Source organism: Pseudomonas azerbaijanoccidentalis (assembly GCF_019145495.1).
GTDB lineage: Bacteria > Pseudomonadota > Gammaproteobacteria > Pseudomonadales > Pseudomonadaceae > Aquipseudomonas > Aquipseudomonas azerbaijanoccidentalis.
This window is the reverse complement of record NZ_JAHSTU010000001.1, coordinates 1,395,941-1,414,161: the sequence shown is the minus strand read 5'-3', so window position 1 is coordinate 1,414,161 and position 18,221 is coordinate 1,395,941. Positions and strand designations below refer to the sequence as shown.

The following is an 18,221-nucleotide window of genomic DNA, read 5'->3' as shown; positions in this document are numbered from 1 at the left end:
TTGCGAACACCTGTAGGAGCTGTCGAGCCAAAGCGAGGCTGCGATCTTTCGGTTACGGCATTTCAGGCAGCTCTTGCGGGCGCAGGTCGAACACCAGTACTTCGGCATCCACGCCGTTGCTCAAGGTCAGCAGCTGTTCTTTGCGAACCCGCACGCCGTCGCCTGCCTGCAATGGCATGCCGTTGAGTTCGACACTGCCGCGCGCCACATGCACGTAGGCGTAGCGATCTGCCGGCAGTTCCAGGGTGACGCTTTCCTTGCCATCGATCAGTGCGGCGTACACCCGTGCATCCTGACGCACTTTCAACGAACCCTTGGCGCCGTCGGGGGAGATGATCAGTTGCAGGCGACCGCGTTTTTTCTGCGTGCTGAAGTGCTCCTGCTGATAGCGCGGTTTGGCACCGCTGACTTCAGGCACGATCCAGATTTGCAGAAAGTGCACGGGCCGCGAGTCCGAGTGGTTGTATTCACTGTGGGCCACGCCGCTGCCGGCGCTCATCAACTGCACGTCACCCGGGCGAATCACTGAGCCGGTGCCGAGGGTGTCCTTGTGTTCCAGCGCACCTTCGAGCACATAGGAAAAAATCTCCATGTCGCGGTGGGGGTGCTGGCCAAAGCCTTTGCCGGCGGCCACACGGTCGTCGTTGATCACCAGCAGGTCGGAAAAACCCTGCTCTTTGGGGTTGCGATAGTTGGCGAAGGAAAAGGTGTGGAACGACTTCAACCAGCCATGGTTGGCCATGCCACGATCAGAAGCTTTGCGAAGGGTCAGCATGATGGAATCTCCTGCGGGGACGTTGATTCGTCCGAGTGAGGAGAAGGTTAATGGTTACTGGTTGGTGCAATAAGTAGATGAAAATTGAAATACTGTCTCCTTCAAGTTGACAGTATTGGGTGGGATGAATTGCCGGGGTTTGAGGCATACTTCGTCATAATTCACGACACGTGACCTGAAGGAGCGAGCGGGCTCGCTTCTAAAAGGGGACGGTGTCAGTCAGGACTTTTTTACTTTCAGTGATGTGCAACCCATGAAAACCGTGGCAATGGTGCTGTTCCCCGACTTCCTCCTGCTCGATATGGCCGGGCCAATGGAGGTGTTTTCCATCGCCAATCGTTATCTGAAACCTGACGATCATTATGTGCTGTCGACCATCGGTACCGAGCCCGGCGCGTTGCGCGCATCCAACGGAGTCAGCGTGCAAGCCGATCTGACTATCGATCAGGCTTGCGACGGCTATGACTTGTTGCTGGTGCCCGGCGGCCCCGGTGCGTACAACGAAAGACATCCGCCGTTGCTCGACTGGCTCAAGCACAACGTTGGCCGTTCGGCCAGTTACGGTTCGATCTGCACGGGCGCGTTTGTCCTCGGGCATGCGGGGTTGCTCGACGGTTATCGCGTGACCACGCACTGGCATTACACCGAACGGCTGATCAAGGCGTTCCCGTCGGCCAGCGTCGAAACCGACCAGATTTTTATCCAGGACCGCGACCTGATCACTTCCGGTGGCGTCACCGCCGGTATTGACCTTGCGCTGTCGGTGGTCGCTCGGGACCATGGCAAAAAAGTCGCGCAGGATGTGGCCAAGGTGCTGCTGGTGGTCATGAAACGCCAAGGTGGACAGGCGCAGTTCAGCCCGTTGATGGCCGCCGTGGCGCCCCACGAAACAGCGATCACCCGGGTGCAGAACCACGTGCTGGAGCACCTCGATGAAGCGTACAGCATTGAACGCATGGCCAGTCTGGCGGCCATGAGTCCGCGTCACTTCGCCAGGGTTTTCGCCCGGGAAGTGAACATGACGCCCATGGAATTTCTGCAAAGTGCACGCATCGATTGCGCCCGCAATCTGCTGGAAACCACTGAGCTGCCGCTCAAGACCGTGGCTTTCAAAAGCGGCTTCGGCAGCGTGCGGCACATGCGTTTTCTGTTCGGTGAGAAACTCGGCCTGACCCCGATTCAGTACCGCGAACAGTTCAGCTAGCGCTCTTGGCTGTCATGGGCACCGTTATGGCCGTGACGCTCCCCCCGTGGCGGTTGTACCGTAACCGAGGCCTGCCAAGATAACCGTGAACTCATTGCAAGGAAGGTACGGAGCCTGGACGGACTCCCGTGCCGAGCAGGCTCCCGGCGGGTGAAGCATGAACAGCCTTAAAGATTTGCACAGCGACACGGTGCTGCGCTTCGGCCCCTACACGTTCCACCTCAACCAGCGACTGGTCCTGCACGGTGATCAGCCGCTACGTTTGGGCGGCCGGGCCCTGGATATCCTGCAGGTGCTGGTCGAGCACGCAGGTTCGGTGGTCAGCAAAGACGAGCTGATCGCTCAAGTCTGGCCGAGGTCGGTGGTCGAGGACATCAACCTGCGCGTGCACATCGCCGCGTTGCGTCGGGCCTTTCGTGACGAGCACAACGGTGATGGCTACATCGCCACCATTCCCCAGCGTGGCTACAGTTTTGTCGCCTCGGTGCAACAAGCCTCGCAGGCCGTGCCGGTGCCGATCGAAACCGCGCATCAACCTCGACATAATTTGCCGGCACGGCTGACCCCGGTCATCGGGCGTGATGCGATGGTCGGCAGTCTGGTGCGACAGTTGCCGGTGCGGCGCTTCATGACCCTGGTCGGGCCGTGTGGCATCGGCAAGACCACCGTTGCCTTGCGCGTCGCCGAGCTGTTGTTGCAGCACTATCGCGATGGCGTGTGGCTGGTGGATCTGGCAATGATCGACGACCCGGCGCAGGTGGTTGATCACCTGACGCGCACCCTCGGTTTGGGCGTCGGCACCACCCTGCAAGCGCTGGAGCAATGGCACGCGCTGTTGATCCTCGACAACTGCGAACACTTGCAGGAAAGCTGTCGGACGCTGATCGAAACCCTGCTGACCTCGGCACCGCGCCTGTCACTGTTGGTCACCAGCCGCGAGCCGCTGTTGGCCTCCGGGGAAACGCTCATGCCTTTGCCGCCACTGGTGGTGCCACCCGCTTCGGCGTTGCGCAGTGTCGAGGAGTTCATGGGCTACTCGGCAGTGCAATTGTTTGTCAGCCGTGCCCGGGCTCGCCAGCAGGGTTTTGCCCTGCGCGAACAGGATCTCAAGGCCGTTCGGGAAATCTGTCGGCGGCTCGATGGCTTGCCGCTGGCGCTTGAATTGGCGGCGGCGCAGATCGATGCGCTGGCGCTGGTGGGAGTGCAGGCGCAACTGGACAACTGTTTTCAGCTGCTGACCCAGGGGCGTCGTACCGCCGTGCCCCGGCACCAGACCCTCAAGGCTGCCCTCGACTGGAGTTACGAACGCCTGAGCCCGCAGGAACAAACCGTGTTGCAGCGGCTGGCGGTGTTCAAGTCGGCGTTCAACCTGGAGGCGGCCAAGGGCGTGATCAGTTGCGCCACGTTGCAATCCGCGAACCTGACCTGCGTGATGGAAAGCCTGGTGCAAAAGTCGCTGTTGTCACTGGAACTGGTCAATGGCGCGAGTCGTTACCGCTTCCTTAATACCACCCGCAGCTATGCCCTGGAAAAACTCGAACACAGCGGCGCATTGCGTACGTACGAAATGCGCTATGCCGGATACATCAGCCACGCGCGGTCCTCAGACCGGCACGTGGCTTTGTAGCTCGTCGAGCAAGCGCCGTACGGCTTTCAAGTCAGGCGTGGCGTGACCTTCGGTGAAGCACTGATAGATCGGCGCCAATAATGTGTGAGCTTGACGGTAGCGACCCTGACGCTGCCAAAGCCGCGCCAGCGAGGTGGCGCTGCGCAGTTCCCAGGCCAGGGCGCCTTGGGATTTCGCCACGTTTATCGCTTTGATCAGCACGGTTTCTGCCGTGCTGTTTTTGGCCGGGCAATCGGCTGCCAGCAGCGCCTCGGCGCGGGCTCGCAGAATCTCCGCCGTGCTCCAGCCTGCGGCGCCGCTGTCGGCGCGTTGCAACAGGTCGTCGTCGACGCGCGCGGTGTCGAGGGTGACCATGATTTCCTTGATCAGGCCGACCGCCGCGCGGGGCGATGGCGTCGCCTCTGCGCTGTCGATGATTTGTGCATAGTGTTGCGCCCAGGAGTAGAACAGCAGCACCGAGTGTTTTTGCGCCTGTTCCAGCAGCAGGTGCAACAAGTCGCGTGCAGTGCGGGTGTTGCCGTTGTAGTGGGCGATCAGGCAGCCCGAGAGGGCCAGCGTGTAGCAGATCGAGGTGCCATGGTTGATCTGCAACGCAATGTCCAAGGCCTGCCGCGCCGTGCGCCAGGCCTGTTCCGGATGCCCCTGCAACCAGAGGATGCGTGCCAGGATGGTCAGGGCGGCGACGCTCTGATCGTATTGCACGCCAAAGCCATGGGTGAACCGGTTGAGATGGCCACTCTGGGCCATGCGCTGGATCACGTCCTCGGCATTCACCCGCGCCTGTTGCTGATCCCCGACAAAATGCAGGGCCAGCACCCGCAGGCGATGGGTGCTCAGCGACAGCACCGGATCGCCGTCGAGGCCCAGTCGATCGAATTGCTGGCTCTGTACCCACGCCATTTGATAGTTGCCACAACTGAGGTTGACCGCCAGATGGCCGGAGACGGCGCGCAACTCGCCGACGACGTCGTTGCACTGTCTGGCCAGGGAGCGGGCGGTGACGAAGGCGCCAACGGTTTCCGCGCTGCCACCCTGAGCGTGATAACAGGCACTGCCGAGGGCCAGCTTCAGGGCCATTTTCAGCGGCAGGCAAGGTTCGGCCGCCGCGTCGAGCAAGGCCAGGGCCTTGCGCACGTAACCGCCGTGTTCCTTGAGCAGCGACAGTTCTTGCCAAAGCGGCGTGGAGGCGGCGGTCAGGCGGATCGCCAGCGCCTCGGGCCCCCGAGCATTCAGGCCCCAATCGAGTGCTGCGCGGATGTCTTCCAGACCCCGGGCATAACGCTCGATCCACAACGTGGTGGGGATGAGTTCCCAGTCGGTCTGTGCCTGTTGCATCAGGGCCAGACAGCGTTCTGCGTGGCGCTCCCGGGTGCCGGGCAACTCGTGGGCCTGCTCGAGTTTTTCCAGCGCATAGCTGCGAGTGGTGTCGAGCAGGCGGTAGAACACCTCTTCGTCGCCGACGTCCACACTCAGCAGGGACTTGGCCACCAGTTGCGTGATCGACCCAAACACCTCGCACGGCTCGATGTGTTCACCGACGATCACCGCTGCTGCCGATGAAAGGGTGAAACCGCCACGGAACACACCCAAGCGGCGCAAGCAGGTTTGTTCGCAGGTGTTGAGCAGGGCAAAGCTCCAGTCCAGCGTGGCGTGCAGCGTCTGGTGCCGGGCAAGCGTCGCCTGGCTGCTGTGGGTCAGCAGGCGAAAACTGTCTTGCAGTTGTGTGAACAACCCTTCGAGGCCAAGGCTGGCGACTTGCGCAGCCGCCAGTTCCAGGGCCAGTGGAATACCGTCGAGGCGGCGGCAGATGTCGATCACCAACGGCAACTCGGCATCGCTCAGTTCGAAGCTGTCATGGCTGGCCATGGCGCGCTCGACGAATAACTGCAGCGCGGAAAAGCTCAGGGCCTGGGCGCGGTCCAGCACGGCAATGGGAGGAGGGCAGTCCAGCGACTCCAGGCGCTGGACGAACTCGCCCTCCGCTCGCAGGCTCTCGCGGCTGGTCGCCAGAATGTGAACCTGCGGTGCGCCGCGCAGCAGGTTTTCGCTGAGCAGCGCCACCGCATCGATCAGGTGTTCGCAGTTGTCGATCACCAGCAACATTTGCCGCTCGCGCAGGAAGCTCGCGAGGCTGCTCATCGGTTCGCCATCGTGCAGAGACAGGTCGAGCAGCGTTGCCAGGTGGCCGGTAATCAGCCGCGGGTCATTGACCGGAGCCAGATCGAGCAGACGAATGCCGTCGCGGTAACGCCCGATCAATTGTTCGGCGACACGCAGGGCCACGGTGGTCTTGCCGATGCCGCCGGGGCCGACCAGGGTGATGAAACGCTGGCGGGGCAGATGCATCACCAGGCTGTCGACCAACGCCTGGCGGCCGATCAGGCGGGTGCGGCGCAAGGGCAGGTTATGGCCGTGTGAGGCCTTGGCAGGATTGGCCGGGTGTTGCTCGACATGCTCCAGCGAATAAGGCGCAACAAAGCTGTAGCCGCGCTGGGCCACGGTGACGATGTAGCGCTGCCCGGCCTGGCCGTCGCCGAGGGCTTTGCGCAGGGCGGCCATGTGGACGCGCAGGTTGATTTCTTCGACCACGCTGTTGGGCCAGACTTCGGCCATCAGTTGCTGTTTGCTGACCACGTTCCCGGCGTGCTTCAACAGGATCAGCAGGATGTCCATGGCCCGTCGGCCCAGGCGCAGGGGCTGGTCGGCCTCCATTACCAGGCGCTGTTCGGGGTAGATCCTGTAGGGGCCGAAATGCACAGCCTGTTCTAGGGAAAGGGTCAACGCTCACTCCTGCTGCATCCGTCTAGATCGCGGTTTCGAGCATATTCCTCAAGTTTTTTCATCTGTGCAATGCGCTGGCAGGATGACTGCCGGGTGTTCGCTGCGACTGCGGGTTTCCAGCATAGTCGGCAGGTTCCGTGTTTGTTGAGCGAAGCGTCGGAAGGTAGCTGGTAATGACTTTTAGTCGGCCATGGAGAATTAACATCTTTTAACTCGTCGTGCACGCGGCCTGCACCCAACACTCTGCAGTAGGAGCTGCCGCAGGCTGCGATCTTTTAGGTGCAAATATCAAAGATCGCAGCCTACGGCAGCTCCTACAAGGAAGTAACACGTCTGGAGGCAGCGGCATGAGCAAGGTGGTGGTGGTTTATCACAGTGGCTACGGGCATACCCGGGTCATGGCCGAAGCCGTGGTCCAAGGTGTGCAACGCCACCCCGGCAGCACCTGCCGGTTGATCGCCGTCGAAGACGTTGACCAGCATTGGGATTGCCTGCACCACGCCGACGCGATCATCTTCGGCGCCCCGACCTACATGGGCAGCGCCTCGGCGGCCTTCAAGGGCTTCATGGAAGCCACCGCCTCGTTCTACCTGGCGCAACCCTGGCGTGACAAGCTCGCGGCCGGGTTCACCAACTCCGGCTGCCTGTGCGGCGACAAACTCAACACCCTGCTGCAAATGGCTGTGTTTGCCGCGCAACATTCGATGATCTGGGTCGGCCTTGATCTGCTGCCCGCACGCTCAGCCGTCGGCGCGTTCGACGGGCAGCTCAATCGCCTGGGCAGCTCGCTGGGTGCCATGGCCCAGTCGAACGTCGAGCAATCCCCCGAGCTGGCGCCGCCTGCCGAGGACCGCTGCACGGCTGCGCATCTGGGTGAGCGGGTGGCGCGACTGGCCGCGCGCATGGGGAGAGTCATCGATTGACCCGGATCAAGAGCGCAGTGATCGCGCGCCAGCAAAATCGTTGAAAGGTTCTACGCTGAATGTCTGCCCCGGTGCGCCTACGGCGTGACCCATGGGTTGATGCACCCCGACGCGGGCGTAGATCCGCGGCGGTTTTCGCTCCTGATGAGCAGCAGTCCATTGAGAATCCATCCATGAAAAAGCTGACCAACGCCACCGGCGCCCCGGTAGCCGATAACCTCAATATCCAGACCGCCGGGCCTCGCGGGCCGGCGCTCCTGCAAGACATCTGGTTGCTGGAAAAACTTGCTCACTTTGACCGCGAACTGATCCCCGAGCGGCGCATGCACGCCAAGGGTGCGGGTGCCTATGGCACCTTCACTGTAACCAATGACATCACTCGTTACACAAAAGCCAATATTTTCAGCTCAGTGGGCAAGCAGACCCCGCTGTTCGTGCGTTTTTCCTCGGTGGCCGGTGAACGCGGCGCCGCCGATGCCGAACGCGACATTCGTGGTTTCGCGGTGAAGTTCTATACCGATGAAGGCAACTGGGACATCGTCGGCAACAACACCCCGGTGTTTTTCTTCCGTGATCCGCTGCGTTTTTCCGACCTTAACCATGTGGTCAAACGCGACCCGCGCACCGGCCTGCGCAATGCCACCAGCAATTGGGATTTCTGGACCCTGCTGCCCGAAGCGTTGCACCAGGTGACGATCGTCATGAGCGATCGCGGCATTCCCACCAGTTTCCGCCACATGCATGGCTTCGGCAGCCATACCTTCAGCCTGATCGACCGCGACAACCAGCGGGTGTGGGTGAAGTTTCATTTCGTTTGCCAGCAGGGCATCGAAAACCTCTCGGATGCCGAGGCCGCGGTGGTGGTCGGCAACGACCGGGAAAGCAATCTGCGGGATTTGTACGAGAGCATCGAGCAAGGCCATTTCCCGCAATGGAAACTGTGCATTCAGGTGATGGAAGAAGCACAGGCCAACACGTATCGGCACAACCCGTTCGACCTGACCAAAGTCTGGCCCCATGGTGAATTTCCGCTGATCGAAGTTGGCACCATGGAGCTCAATCGCAACGCCGAGAACCACTTCGCTGAAATCGAACAAGCGGCATTTTCCCCGGCCAACGTGGTGCCCGGCGTCAGCTTCTCGCCAGACCGCATGCTTCAGGCGCGGCTGTTTTCCTACGGTGACGCACAGCGCTATCGCCTCGGGGTGAACTTCAATCACATCCCGGTCAATGCACCGCGCTGCCCGCATCACAGCTACCACCGCGACGGTGCCATGCGCACCGACGGCAACCTTGGCGGCACAGCCAGCTATTTCCCGAACAGCGTCGGCGAATGGGAAGATTCCAAAGAGTTGTCCGAACCGCCGCTGCCGCTGGAAGGCTTTGCCCAGCATTATGACCATCGGCTTGAAGAGGATCATTACGAGCAGCCGGGCAACCTGTTCCGTTTGCTCGATCCGGCGCGTCAGCAACTGCTTTTCGAAAACACCGCCCGGGCCATGAACGGCGTGCCACAAATGATTCGCCAGCGCCACATCGACAACTGCACCAAGGCTGATCCGGCCTATGGTCGCGGCGTGGCCGAGGCGTTGGAACGATTGGTGCCGTTGGGCTGAGGCAGCGCTCGATCCCTTGTGGGAGCGAGCCTGCTCGCGATGGCGGACTGGCAGGCGACATTGATGTCGAATGTGCCGGCGCCATCGCGGGCAGGCTCGCTTCCACAAGGGTTTTTTGTATCCCGCATGACCCGGCAGCGCCAGGCAAACGGGTTGATCCCTTCGCTGCGGGTGAACATGTGGCAGAAGTGCGCTTGATCACAGAACCCGCATTCGAGGCTGATTTGCGTAAGGCTCAGGTCCGTGTGCTGGATCAGCAATTTGGCGCGGGCGATGCGTTGCTGGCGAATCCACTCCTGAGGCGAGAAGCCGGTGCTGCACTTGAAGGCGCGGGAGAAGTGACTGCGTGACAAGGCACAGGCGTCGGCCAGTTCGGTGACCTCGAGGGTTTCGCCGAGGCGTTCGAGGATCAATTGTTTCACCAGCCGTTCGCGCTGGAGGCTCAGGCCTCCGGCGTTTTTTTTCAGTGCCTGTGTGACGGTCGCGCGGGCGGCGTTTTGCTGGAAGTGAGCCATGGCGAATGTCCGAGTCGGTAGGCCTCATTCTTGGGTCCGGGGGCTCTGGCTTGCGAGTTAAACGTTGTTAATTCCTTCTGCAGTACGGGAAGTCTTGAGTAAAGTCAGACACAATCGGCACACTCGCGCCTGACTGCATTCACAAGGAACCCGTGCATGAACCGTAACGATCTGCGCCGCGTCGACATGAACCTGTTGGTGATTTTCGAAGCGCTGATGTTCGAAAAGAACCTGACCCGCGTTGCCGAAAAACTGTTCATGGGCCAACCGGCGGTGAGTGCGGCGCTCGGTCGCCTGCGTGATCTGTTCGACGATCCGTTGCTGCTGCGCAACGGCCGCGCCATGGAACCAACGGCGCGGGCCCTGTCGATTCTCAAGGAGTTGCAACCGGCGATGGACGTGATTTCCGGAGCGGTCAGCCGCGCCAAGGAGTTCGATCCGACGACCAGTTGCGATGTGTTTCGCATCGGGCTGTCGGACGATGCCGAGTTCGGCTTGTTTCCACCGTTGCTGCGCCAGTTGCAGGAAGAAGCACCGGGTATTGTCGTGGTGGTGCGCCGGGCCAATTACCTGTTGATGCCGGCGTTGCTGGCGTCCGGGGAAATATCGGTTGGCGTCAGCTACACCACCGAACTGCCGGCCAATGCCAAGCGCAAGAAGTTGCGTGACATTCCCTGCAAGGTGCTGCGCGGCGATGATCGGCCCGGGCCTTTGACGCTGGACGAGTACTGCGCACGGCCCCATGCGATGGTGTCGTTTTCGGGGGACCTGAGTGGCAACATCGACCTGGATCTGGCCAAGGTCGGGCGGTGCCGCAAAGTGGTGCTCGGCGTGCCGCAGTTCAGTGGCTTGCGGGCCTTGCTCGCCGGAACCGAAATGATTGCCACAGTGCCCGATTATGCCGCCTGTGCACTGGTCGAAGGCTGCGGCCTGCGCGCGGAAGACCCACCGTTCGAGATCGAGGCGGCGCAGTTGTCGATGGCCTGGAGCGGGGTGCACGACAATGACCCGGCAGAGCGCTGGCTGCGTTCGCGCATCAGTCAGTTCATGTCGGTGTCACTGGATATCCCGGAACCCGCCTGAATCTGATCTACATGCACCCATAAAAAAACCGCGACCCTCCCCCGAGGGCCGCGGTTACTCACGCTGCGCGATTATTGCTGCAACACTGTTGCCTGGTTGGCTGTACCAAACTGCTGCACGTTGGCGTTCTGGTAGTTGCCGCTCTGATCCACACTGGCAATGTTGCCAGTGCCGCCCTGGGTGACGGAGGCCACGTTCATGGTGTCAGCCTGTTTGACCGTGATCATGTTGTCGTCGCCATACAGCTGCGTGGTGAATGCCTGGTTGCCCAGACCCTCCTGGTTGAACTCGGTGCTGTTCCCGGAGCCGTTGCTGCTGCCCTGGGCCAGGTTGGTGGTGCCGCGTTGATCGGAGATCAGGATGTTGTCGCTGCCGTTCTGATCGAAGTACAACTCGTTGAACGAGTTGGTCTGGCTGACCGTGGTTTTGTTGCCGGTCCCGGTCTGGTTGGTGGTCATGATGTGGCCGATGCCATCCTGGGTGAAGCTGGCGACGTTGCCATTGCCGGCCTGGTTGACGGTGGCGCGCTGATTGCTGCCGAACTGGCCACCCAGCTGCGGACCTTTCCAGTCACTGGCGTAGACCTTGTTGTCGTTACCCACCGAGTTGGCGTTGAGCACATGGCCGTCGCCGCCCTGGGTGGTGAAGTGCACGTTGCCGGTGCCCTGTTGATAGAGCGCCACGGTTGAGCCCAGGGACTCGAATTGGTCGGCGTAAATGGCGTTGAGATCGCCCACTTGCAGCACGGTGGCCACGTTGTCCTGGCCGAAGCTCTGATCGACGATGGTTTCGTTGGTCTGCCCGTACTGGTTGATGGTCGCCTGAGCGTTGATCTGGGTGTCTTGCCAGACTTCAGTGCCGTTGCCGTCGCCATATTGGTTGATGGTCAGCGTGCCGCCTTCGCCGTAGCGCTGGTCGCCATAGGCATAGTTGGTGCTGCCGGCCTGGTTGATGTTGATCTGGCCGTTCATATGGCCGATCTGTTCGGCAGTTGCGTAGTTGGTGGTGCCGTACTGGATGATCACGGCGTTGTTGGCCGTGCCCAGCTGGATCTGTTCGATGTTGGCCTCGTTGCCGTCGCCGAATTGGTAGGTCTGGCCTGAGGTGTTTTCCTGGCTGTCCTGATAGACGAACGAGAAGTTGCCATTGCCTTGCTGTTGTTGCAGCGCTTCGCCGCCGCCGACCCCGATCGACTGGCTGGCGTGGGCGGTGTTGAAGGTGCCGGTCTGGGTCTGGGTGATGGTGCTGTTATTTTCGAACAGTTGCTCGGCGTAACCGGCGTTGTAGTCACCGATCTGGGTCTGGGTAATGGTGCTGGTCGCCGTGTCTTGGACGGCGGCCGCATCGTTGCCCGAGCCAAGTTGCTGCTGGGTGGCGGTGCTGAACGGAGCGCTTTTCTGTTTCACATCGGCGATGTTGGCGGTACCGAACTGGTTTTGGGTGGACACGCTGTCATCGGCCATTGCCTGGGCACTGACAATGACCAGGATGGCGGCTGTGAGGGGCGTCAGTTTGAACATGATGAAACCTCCAAGTGGTGCAGTGCTTTAGCGATATTGAGTGACCGATACGCTCATGCCATTGCCAGCCTGGGTGACAGCGCTTTGCTGACCCGTACCTGCCTGGACGATGTTGGCGTCGTTGTTATTGCCGTTCTGGGTAATCTGCGCACGGTTGTGGCTGCCGGTCTGGGTAATCGACGCGGCGTTGCCGGAACCTTGCTGGTTGATCAAAGCCATCAGGTCGCTGCCTTGTTGCAGGATGTAGGCTTCCTGATTACTGCCGGACTGCACGATCTGGCCGAGCAGCGATTGGCCGTTCTGTTGCAGCAGCGCAACGTTGGCCTGGCCGTTCTGGTCGATCAAAGCCTGCTGGCCCACAGGGGGTGGCAGCTCGCCGAGATCGGCGCCGGGCGCCAGGTCGTCGTTCTCCATCAAGTCGTCGGCGCGCACACCCGCGCTGCTGCAAAGCAGAAGCAGGCAGAGCAGGGCGGCGGTCGGCGTTTTCATCGCATTGTCCTTTTGGTTGAGGGCTTGCCCCACCAGCCGACTCGGCCGGTGGGGCGAGCGCTTACTGCACGGTGACGTTGACGGTCCGCACAGAGCCCGGGGTTGAACGGATGGTCGCCGTCGGGTTGACCGATGGGGCGATCGCGTTGGTGACGTTCAAGGTCCAGCGTCCGGTAATCGCCACGGTGGCGGTGCCCAGGGTGACCAGACCGGTCGGCGTGGTGACCTGGACGGTCACGGTGTTGCCGAGGATCGCCGAGGACGTACCGGTGAAGTTCCAGGTAAAGCGGTTGCCGGCACGTGCGGTGACGCTGGCAGCCGTTACGTTGAAGGCTTCAAGTACCACGGCTGGCGAGACTTGCACCGTGACGGTGACCGGTGCCGACAGGGCGCCGAGGCTATCCCGTGCGACATAGGTAAAGGTCGTGGTGAAAGGCGCGAGGATCACCGCCGGAGGCGTGTAGGTCACCGTTGTGCCATTGGTGGTGGTCGTGCCGCGACCGGCCGGTGGCGGCGCCACGCTGGCGATTACCAGTGGTCCGTTGCCGTCTGGATCGCTGTCGTTGGCCAACACGTTGATGTTGACTGCGGCGGTGCCTTGGGTCGCGACGCTGTCAGCCACACCCACCGGCACCTGGTTAGGCGGCGGATTCACGGTGACCGTTACGGTCGCCGCTGTGGTGGAGGCCAGGCCTTTGGCGTCTTGAGCCTTGTAGGTGAAGGTCGCGGTCAACGGAGCAGTGACCACCGCTGGCGGGGTATAGACCACCGTCGAAGTGCTGCTCAGTGCCACGGAGCCGCCGCCGACCGCTGGGGTCAACGCCGCAATGCTCAGTGGCGTGTTGTTGTCCGGATCGTTGTCGTTGGCCACCAGGTTGAGGGTGACGGGCACACCGGCAGTGGTGGTGCCACTGTCGGCGACTGCGACTGGCGCCTGATTCTCACCGGTGTCCGGTGCGGTGCCGACCACGACGACCGGCTCGGTATCGCTGCCGCCCGAGGCCGATTTGATCGTCACGGTGGCCGGTGGCTGCGTCAGGTCGGCAACGGTCAGGCGTTGCAGGGTGCCAGACTTGGTCAACCGTCCGTAACCTTGGGCAACCATGTCCGGCACCACTACTTCGTCAGACGAGGTGGCTTCGATGAGCAGGCTATGGGTGGTCCAGTTGTAGCGAGCGGTTTGCACTTTCACCACGTCAGAGACTTTGCTCGAAACCGCGGTTGGCCGGGTGGTATTCGTCGGGTCGGTCGCAGTGACCACCACCACGGGCGGTACGGTGCTGCCGGTCAGGCGATGGCCGAAGAACTGGCCGGTGTTGTCGCCGAGCATGCCGGTCAGGCATGGCGACTGCGGTGGTCCGGGAACCAGGGCCACGGTTTCGCGGAAGCACAGGCTCGAGGTGTTCGCCGATTTGCCGAACACTTCGACCCGGGTACCGCTAGCGACACGGCGGTAAGTGGCACGGCCGATTTCCACCGGGGTTTGTGCGCGGCTGTCGAGGACTTTGCCGGACACCGTGAAGAGGGTGGTCTGGATGGTCCCCGGCGGGCCTTGGACACGCAGGAAGTTAGTGTTGTTGGGACTTCCGGTCACCGCTTCGGACAGATTCGGATCACCCACGAACGTCTCAATGGCACCGGTGTCCGGGTTCACTTCGGTGTAAGGACCGTTAACACTGCGCAGGAAAGGCCCGACCTCGCCATTGAGTGCACCGCTGAAGTTGCCTGGTGCACCAATGCCGATGTCGCGGGTGATGTTGATCGCCCGACGACCCGGGGTGGTGACGTTGACCGTCTCCACACCGTACGGGTGGGTAATGGTGTAGGTGCCTGCAACCGGTACGTTTATCCGCAGACGAATCCGCGCGAAGCTGGCCTGGTCGCCGTCGATCGGGTCTTCGGCAGTGAATGCCGCTTCAATCCCGGCCACATAGGCGTCTACGCCATAGCCACCGACATCGTTGATGCTGGTTTCGGCGAGGTACCAGAACGTTTCCGGCGGCCAGTTATCCGGGAACACCATTGGCAGGGTGTCGTCGTAAAACCCGGGCTCCGGATTCAGGATGCACATGTAGGCTGGCGCGCCAGGAGCACCAGGTGACCGCGAACTGGTCGCCCGCGACTGGCACAGTTCCAGCGACAGCGAATTGTTGTCCTGATACCACATGGGGAATTTCCCCGTGGCATAGGTGTAAGGGCCGGGGTCGACGGCAGCGAGTTGCGCGAATGCACTGCCGGACAACGATAAAGTCAGTCCCAGGGCGTTGAGCGCCAGGCGTGGCAATTTGTTCATGATGCCTCCTGATGAGGATCTGGGCATATGTGCGTTCATTGCACGACGACCACTTCTTCGGTATCGCTGCCGCCATTGGATGACGTCACTCGAACCTTGGCCGGTGGAATCGGCGAGATGCCGGTCGACAGCGATTTCACCGCCCCTTCGCCGCTGAGCGCACCGATGGCGACTCCGGTTCCGGTGGTGACGGTCAGGACCGGTGGCGATGTTTCATCGCTGGTCGAGGCCACGACAGTGATCTGCCCGCTGCTCAGGCTGTACTGCGCCTGTGAGATCACCACCAGGTCGGTCAACGGCATGGAGATGGAGGTAGGGGTGCTGGTAGGGATGGCCAGGTGGTTGTCGGCGGTTACCGCAAGGGTGCTCGGCAACGTCGGGTTGGTGGCGGACTGGGCGTACCAGTGGCCGGTGGTGTTTGCCTCGGTCAGGTTCAACACCGGGCTGTTGCTGTCCAGCGTCACGGTAGCGGGTGGCGGTGGGGCCAACACGAAGACGTCCTGTTGCGCGACCGGTGCGCTGGCGCCGGCTTTGCGCGAGTAGGTGCTGCGCTCGGCGATGATCGGGGTAGGGCGGACCACCGTCGACAACTTGCCGGAAATGGTCATGACGTTGGTGCGTATATCCAGGCCGTTAGGGCCTTCAATACGGATGTAGTTGGTGTTGAAGGGGCTGCCGGTGAAAGCCTCGGCCAGGTTTGGATCACCGATGAATTGATCGGCTGCACCCGTGACCGGGTTAATCTCGGTGTAGGGGCCGTTGACGCTGCGCAGGAAAGGGCCGATGTCACTTTTGAGCGCGCCATCGTAGGTTTTCGGCGTGCCGATTCCGATGTCGCGAGTCATGTTGATCGCGCGGCGTCCAGCGGCAGGTACGTCAAAGATGTCGACGCCATAGGGGTGAGTGATGGTGTAGACCCCGGCGGTGGGTACGTCGACCCGAATACGGATACGGCCAAAACTGACTTGGTCACCTTCTTTCACTTCTTCTGCGCCGAAGGCTGCTTCGACGGCACTGACAAACGTCAAGTCGATGCCTCGGGCGGCGTCTACGAGAGAACCCTCACCCGTGAACCAGAACGTTTCATCGGGAAAGTTGCTCGGAAAAACGATGGGTTGTGTGTCGTCGAAAACCCCGGGAGCCGGATTCAAAACACACATGTAGGAAGGCGCGCCGGGGGCGCCTGGTACCCTGGAACTGACAGCCTTTGACAGGCACAAGTCGAGGGTTCGACCGTGGCTATCTTGATACCAGGCGGCGAAACCGCCCGTGGTTGGCTGATACGGACCAGGATCTACAGCAAACAGCGCAGCCTGGGCGGCGCCTTGGGCCAGAGCACTTACGATCAGGGCGATCGTGGTTTTGGACAGTAAAGGGTGCATGTGTAATCCCTCTATCAGAGTACCTGCCCCTTGGATATGGGTCAGTTGAGAGGGCTTCGGCAACTCCCATGCCAACCGCCGAAAACGGCTGTGAGAGGCCCGGTCCACAGGCGTTCGCCCGACGATGGGGCTGCGTTCCCCCGATTGTGGGAACGGGCCTCTTTCCCCAGGATTGGGGGTAGATGGGGGCAGCGGGGCAAGCCAAAACGCGTAGCAGCTGGCGAAGCCTGCGTTCGGCTGCGAAGCAGTCGCAAAACCTGTGCGCGCGGTTTTACTGATCCACCGTGTTAGCTGATTTCACGACTGCTGCGCAGCCGAACGCAGGCTTCGCCAGCTGCTACAAAGATTGGGGGAAACACTCCCGGAAACGGGCAAACTGCCAGCAGTGGGCTATAAACCCTATAGGGCTTTTCCGGGAACAACGTCCATGACCACGCTTGCCAAAACCCTGGCCTCCGACAAGGCCGACATCCGCCTGAGCACGCGCAAACAGCCGTTCAACCTGCTGCGCTGGTTTTCGCTCATCAGCATGGCGGTGATCGGTACGGTGGCGGTGGCGTTGGGCTCGGTGTCGACCCGGTTCGTGATTACCGAGAGCGTGCAGCGCGATGCGTTGCTGACCTCACAATTCATCCAGGCGATCGCCGCCGCTGAAGTTCGACACGTTTCGATCCCCAATGTGCGGACCATGGGTGAGCTGCTCGATCCGCGCAAAGACCGGGATTTCCCCGACGTCGATCCGCTGGCCCGGGCCAATGCACGGGGTGAGTTTCTCGATCACATCGAACATTTGCCGGACGTGATCCTGGCCAACATCTATGCCCCCGACCGGATGATCATCTGGTCGACCAACCCGGCCCTGATGGGCACCACGATTCATGTCGATGAAGATCTGGATCAGGCCTTCGCCTCGAAAATGCCCGTGTCGGCCAGTTACCACGATGTCGACAAAGCCCGCATGGAGCAGAAGTTCGTCATACCGCCGGAATACATCTTCATCGAAAATTACATTCCGCTGTTCGACGCCGAGGGCAACAACGTCACGGCGATGGTCGAGATCTACAAGGAACCCAAGGACCTGATCAATCGCATGGAACGCGGTTTGGTGTTGATCTGGCTAGCCACCGCATTGGGCGGCGGGCTGATTTACCTGGGGTTGTACTGGATCGTACGGCGAGCGGCGATTTTGCTGGCGACGCAGCAGAAACAACTGATCACCAACGAAACGTTCGTGGCGTTGGGCGAGATGTCTTCGGCGGTGGCCCACAGCCTGCGCAACCCGTTGGCGACCATTCGCTCAAGCGCCGAACTGGCTCTGGAGTTCGACAGCGGCCCGGCGCACAAGAACATCAACGACATCATCGGCCAGGTTGATCGCATGTCGAAGTGGGTCCGGGAATTGCTGCAATCGCTACGGCCGCTCAACGACGAAGCCGAACCGGTCAACCTGGTCGCCGTGCTGCACGACAGCCTCAACGCGTTCGAACAGCAGATCGCCAAGGGCCGGGTCACGGTGGTATTTACCCCTAAAGAGACGCCGATGGTCTTGAGTCAATACGTGCAGCTGACGCAGATTCTCAACAGCTTGCTGGCCAATGCGCTGGAGGCTATGGACGTTGGCGGTACGTTGACGATCGATCTCGACCCCAGCGATTCCCAGCGCGTGAGTGTCACGATCAGCGACACCGGCAAAGGCATGACCGAAGAACAACGGCGCATGGCCTTCCGACCATTTTTCACCACCAAGCAAGGTGGCCTCGGTGTCGGGCTGGTACTGGTCAAGCGGATCATGGAGCGTTTTGGCGGCTCGGTGGCGCTCGATAGTCGTGAAGGCGAGGGCACCAGCGTGCGACTGGTGTTCAAGTTAATCCCTTGAAAATGGGGAATGGCTTTCCCCGTTTGCGGGTGACATTCCCCAGTCGTTTTTCCGGTCGTGATCAATTGATATCGATAAACCATTGTTTTGTCGACTATTAGCGCTTTTGTATAAAACAGTTACAAAGATGGCGGGCT

12 protein-coding genes and 1 pseudogene are annotated in these 18,221 nt (G+C 61.2%); 6 read left to right on the top strand and 7 right to left on the bottom strand.

The annotated features are described in order from the left end of the window. Window positions 1-52: 52 nt before the first annotated feature. A complete protein-coding gene (locus KVG88_RS06080; protein WP_217870678.1) occupies window positions 53-775 on the bottom strand; it encodes a pirin family protein in 723 nt (240 codons plus the stop codon). Between the two features lie 253 nt (window positions 776-1,028). Between KVG88_RS06080 and KVG88_RS06075 the strand changes: the two genes are divergently transcribed. Then, the gene (locus tag KVG88_RS06075) at window positions 1,029-1,979 is read left to right on the top strand and encodes a GlxA family transcriptional regulator (RefSeq protein ID WP_217870677.1); all 951 of its coding nucleotides are present in this window, start codon (window positions 1,029-1,031) and stop codon (window positions 1,977-1,979) included. Window positions 1,980-2,136: 157 nt separating this feature from the next. Next, window positions 2,137-3,606 (top strand): ATP-binding protein, encoded by a 1,470-nt coding sequence (locus KVG88_RS31170; RefSeq protein WP_217870676.1) that lies wholly within the window; start codon window positions 2,137-2,139, stop codon window positions 3,604-3,606. Here the strand turns inward: KVG88_RS31170 and KVG88_RS06065 are convergent. Further along, window positions 3,583-6,387, bottom strand: coding sequence for an ATP-binding protein (locus tag KVG88_RS06065; RefSeq protein WP_217870675.1), 2,805 nt, complete (start codon window positions 6,385-6,387; stop codon window positions 3,583-3,585). The genes KVG88_RS31170 and KVG88_RS06065 overlap by 24 nt on opposite strands. Before the next feature lie 347 nt (window positions 6,388-6,734). Between KVG88_RS06065 and KVG88_RS06060 the strand changes: the two genes are divergently transcribed. Next, window positions 6,735-7,310, top strand: a complete 576-nt coding sequence (locus tag KVG88_RS06060) for a flavodoxin family protein (RefSeq protein WP_150704966.1) — start codon at window positions 6,735-6,737, stop codon at window positions 7,308-7,310. Window positions 7,311-7,483: 173 nt separating this feature from the next. Then, the gene (locus tag KVG88_RS06055; RefSeq protein ID WP_150704967.1) at window positions 7,484-8,926 is read left to right on the top strand and encodes a catalase; all 1,443 of its coding nucleotides are present in this window, start codon (window positions 7,484-7,486) and stop codon (window positions 8,924-8,926) included. A gap of 119 nt (window positions 8,927-9,045) precedes the next feature. On the opposite strand, the pseudogene KVG88_RS06050 reads toward KVG88_RS06055, so the two are convergent. Further along, a pseudogene (locus KVG88_RS06050) lies at window positions 9,046-9,441 on the bottom strand (helix-turn-helix domain-containing protein); the annotation flags it as partial. Window positions 9,442-9,597: 156 nt separating this feature from the next. Between KVG88_RS06050 and KVG88_RS06045 the strand changes: the two are divergent. After that, window positions 9,598-10,524, top strand: a complete 927-nt coding sequence (locus KVG88_RS06045; protein ID WP_150704969.1) for a LysR family transcriptional regulator — start codon at window positions 9,598-9,600, stop codon at window positions 10,522-10,524. A 71-nt stretch (window positions 10,525-10,595) separates the two neighbouring features. Here KVG88_RS06045 and KVG88_RS06040 read toward each other — a convergent pair whose 3' ends face one another. From KVG88_RS06040 to KVG88_RS06025, 4 genes are all read right to left on the bottom strand, one after another. Continuing rightward, window positions 10,596-12,044 (bottom strand): curlin, encoded by a 1,449-nt coding sequence (locus tag KVG88_RS06040; protein WP_217870673.1) that lies wholly within the window; start codon window positions 12,042-12,044, stop codon window positions 10,596-10,598. Between the two features lie 27 nt (window positions 12,045-12,071). Continuing rightward, window positions 12,072-12,533: a curlin gene (locus KVG88_RS06035; RefSeq protein ID WP_150704971.1), complete on the bottom strand. Its 462-nt coding sequence runs from the start codon at window positions 12,531-12,533 to the stop codon at window positions 12,072-12,074. A gap of 61 nt (window positions 12,534-12,594) precedes the next feature. Beyond that, the gene (locus tag KVG88_RS06030; RefSeq protein ID WP_217870672.1) at window positions 12,595-14,826 is read right to left on the bottom strand and encodes an Ig-like domain-containing protein; all 2,232 of its coding nucleotides are present in this window, start codon (window positions 14,824-14,826) and stop codon (window positions 12,595-12,597) included. Window positions 14,827-14,861: 35 nt separating this feature from the next. Further along, window positions 14,862-16,208, bottom strand: a complete 1,347-nt coding sequence (locus KVG88_RS06025; RefSeq protein WP_150704973.1) for a hypothetical protein — start codon at window positions 16,206-16,208, stop codon at window positions 14,862-14,864. Window positions 16,209-16,635: 427 nt separating this feature from the next. Here KVG88_RS06025 and KVG88_RS06020 point away from each other — a divergent pair, with 427 nt between their 5' ends. Then, on the top strand, window positions 16,636-18,084 hold the full coding sequence (locus KVG88_RS06020) for a sensor histidine kinase (RefSeq protein ID WP_217870671.1): 1,449 nt from the start codon (window positions 16,636-16,638) through the stop codon (window positions 18,082-18,084). Window positions 18,085-18,221: the final 137 nt, after the last annotated feature.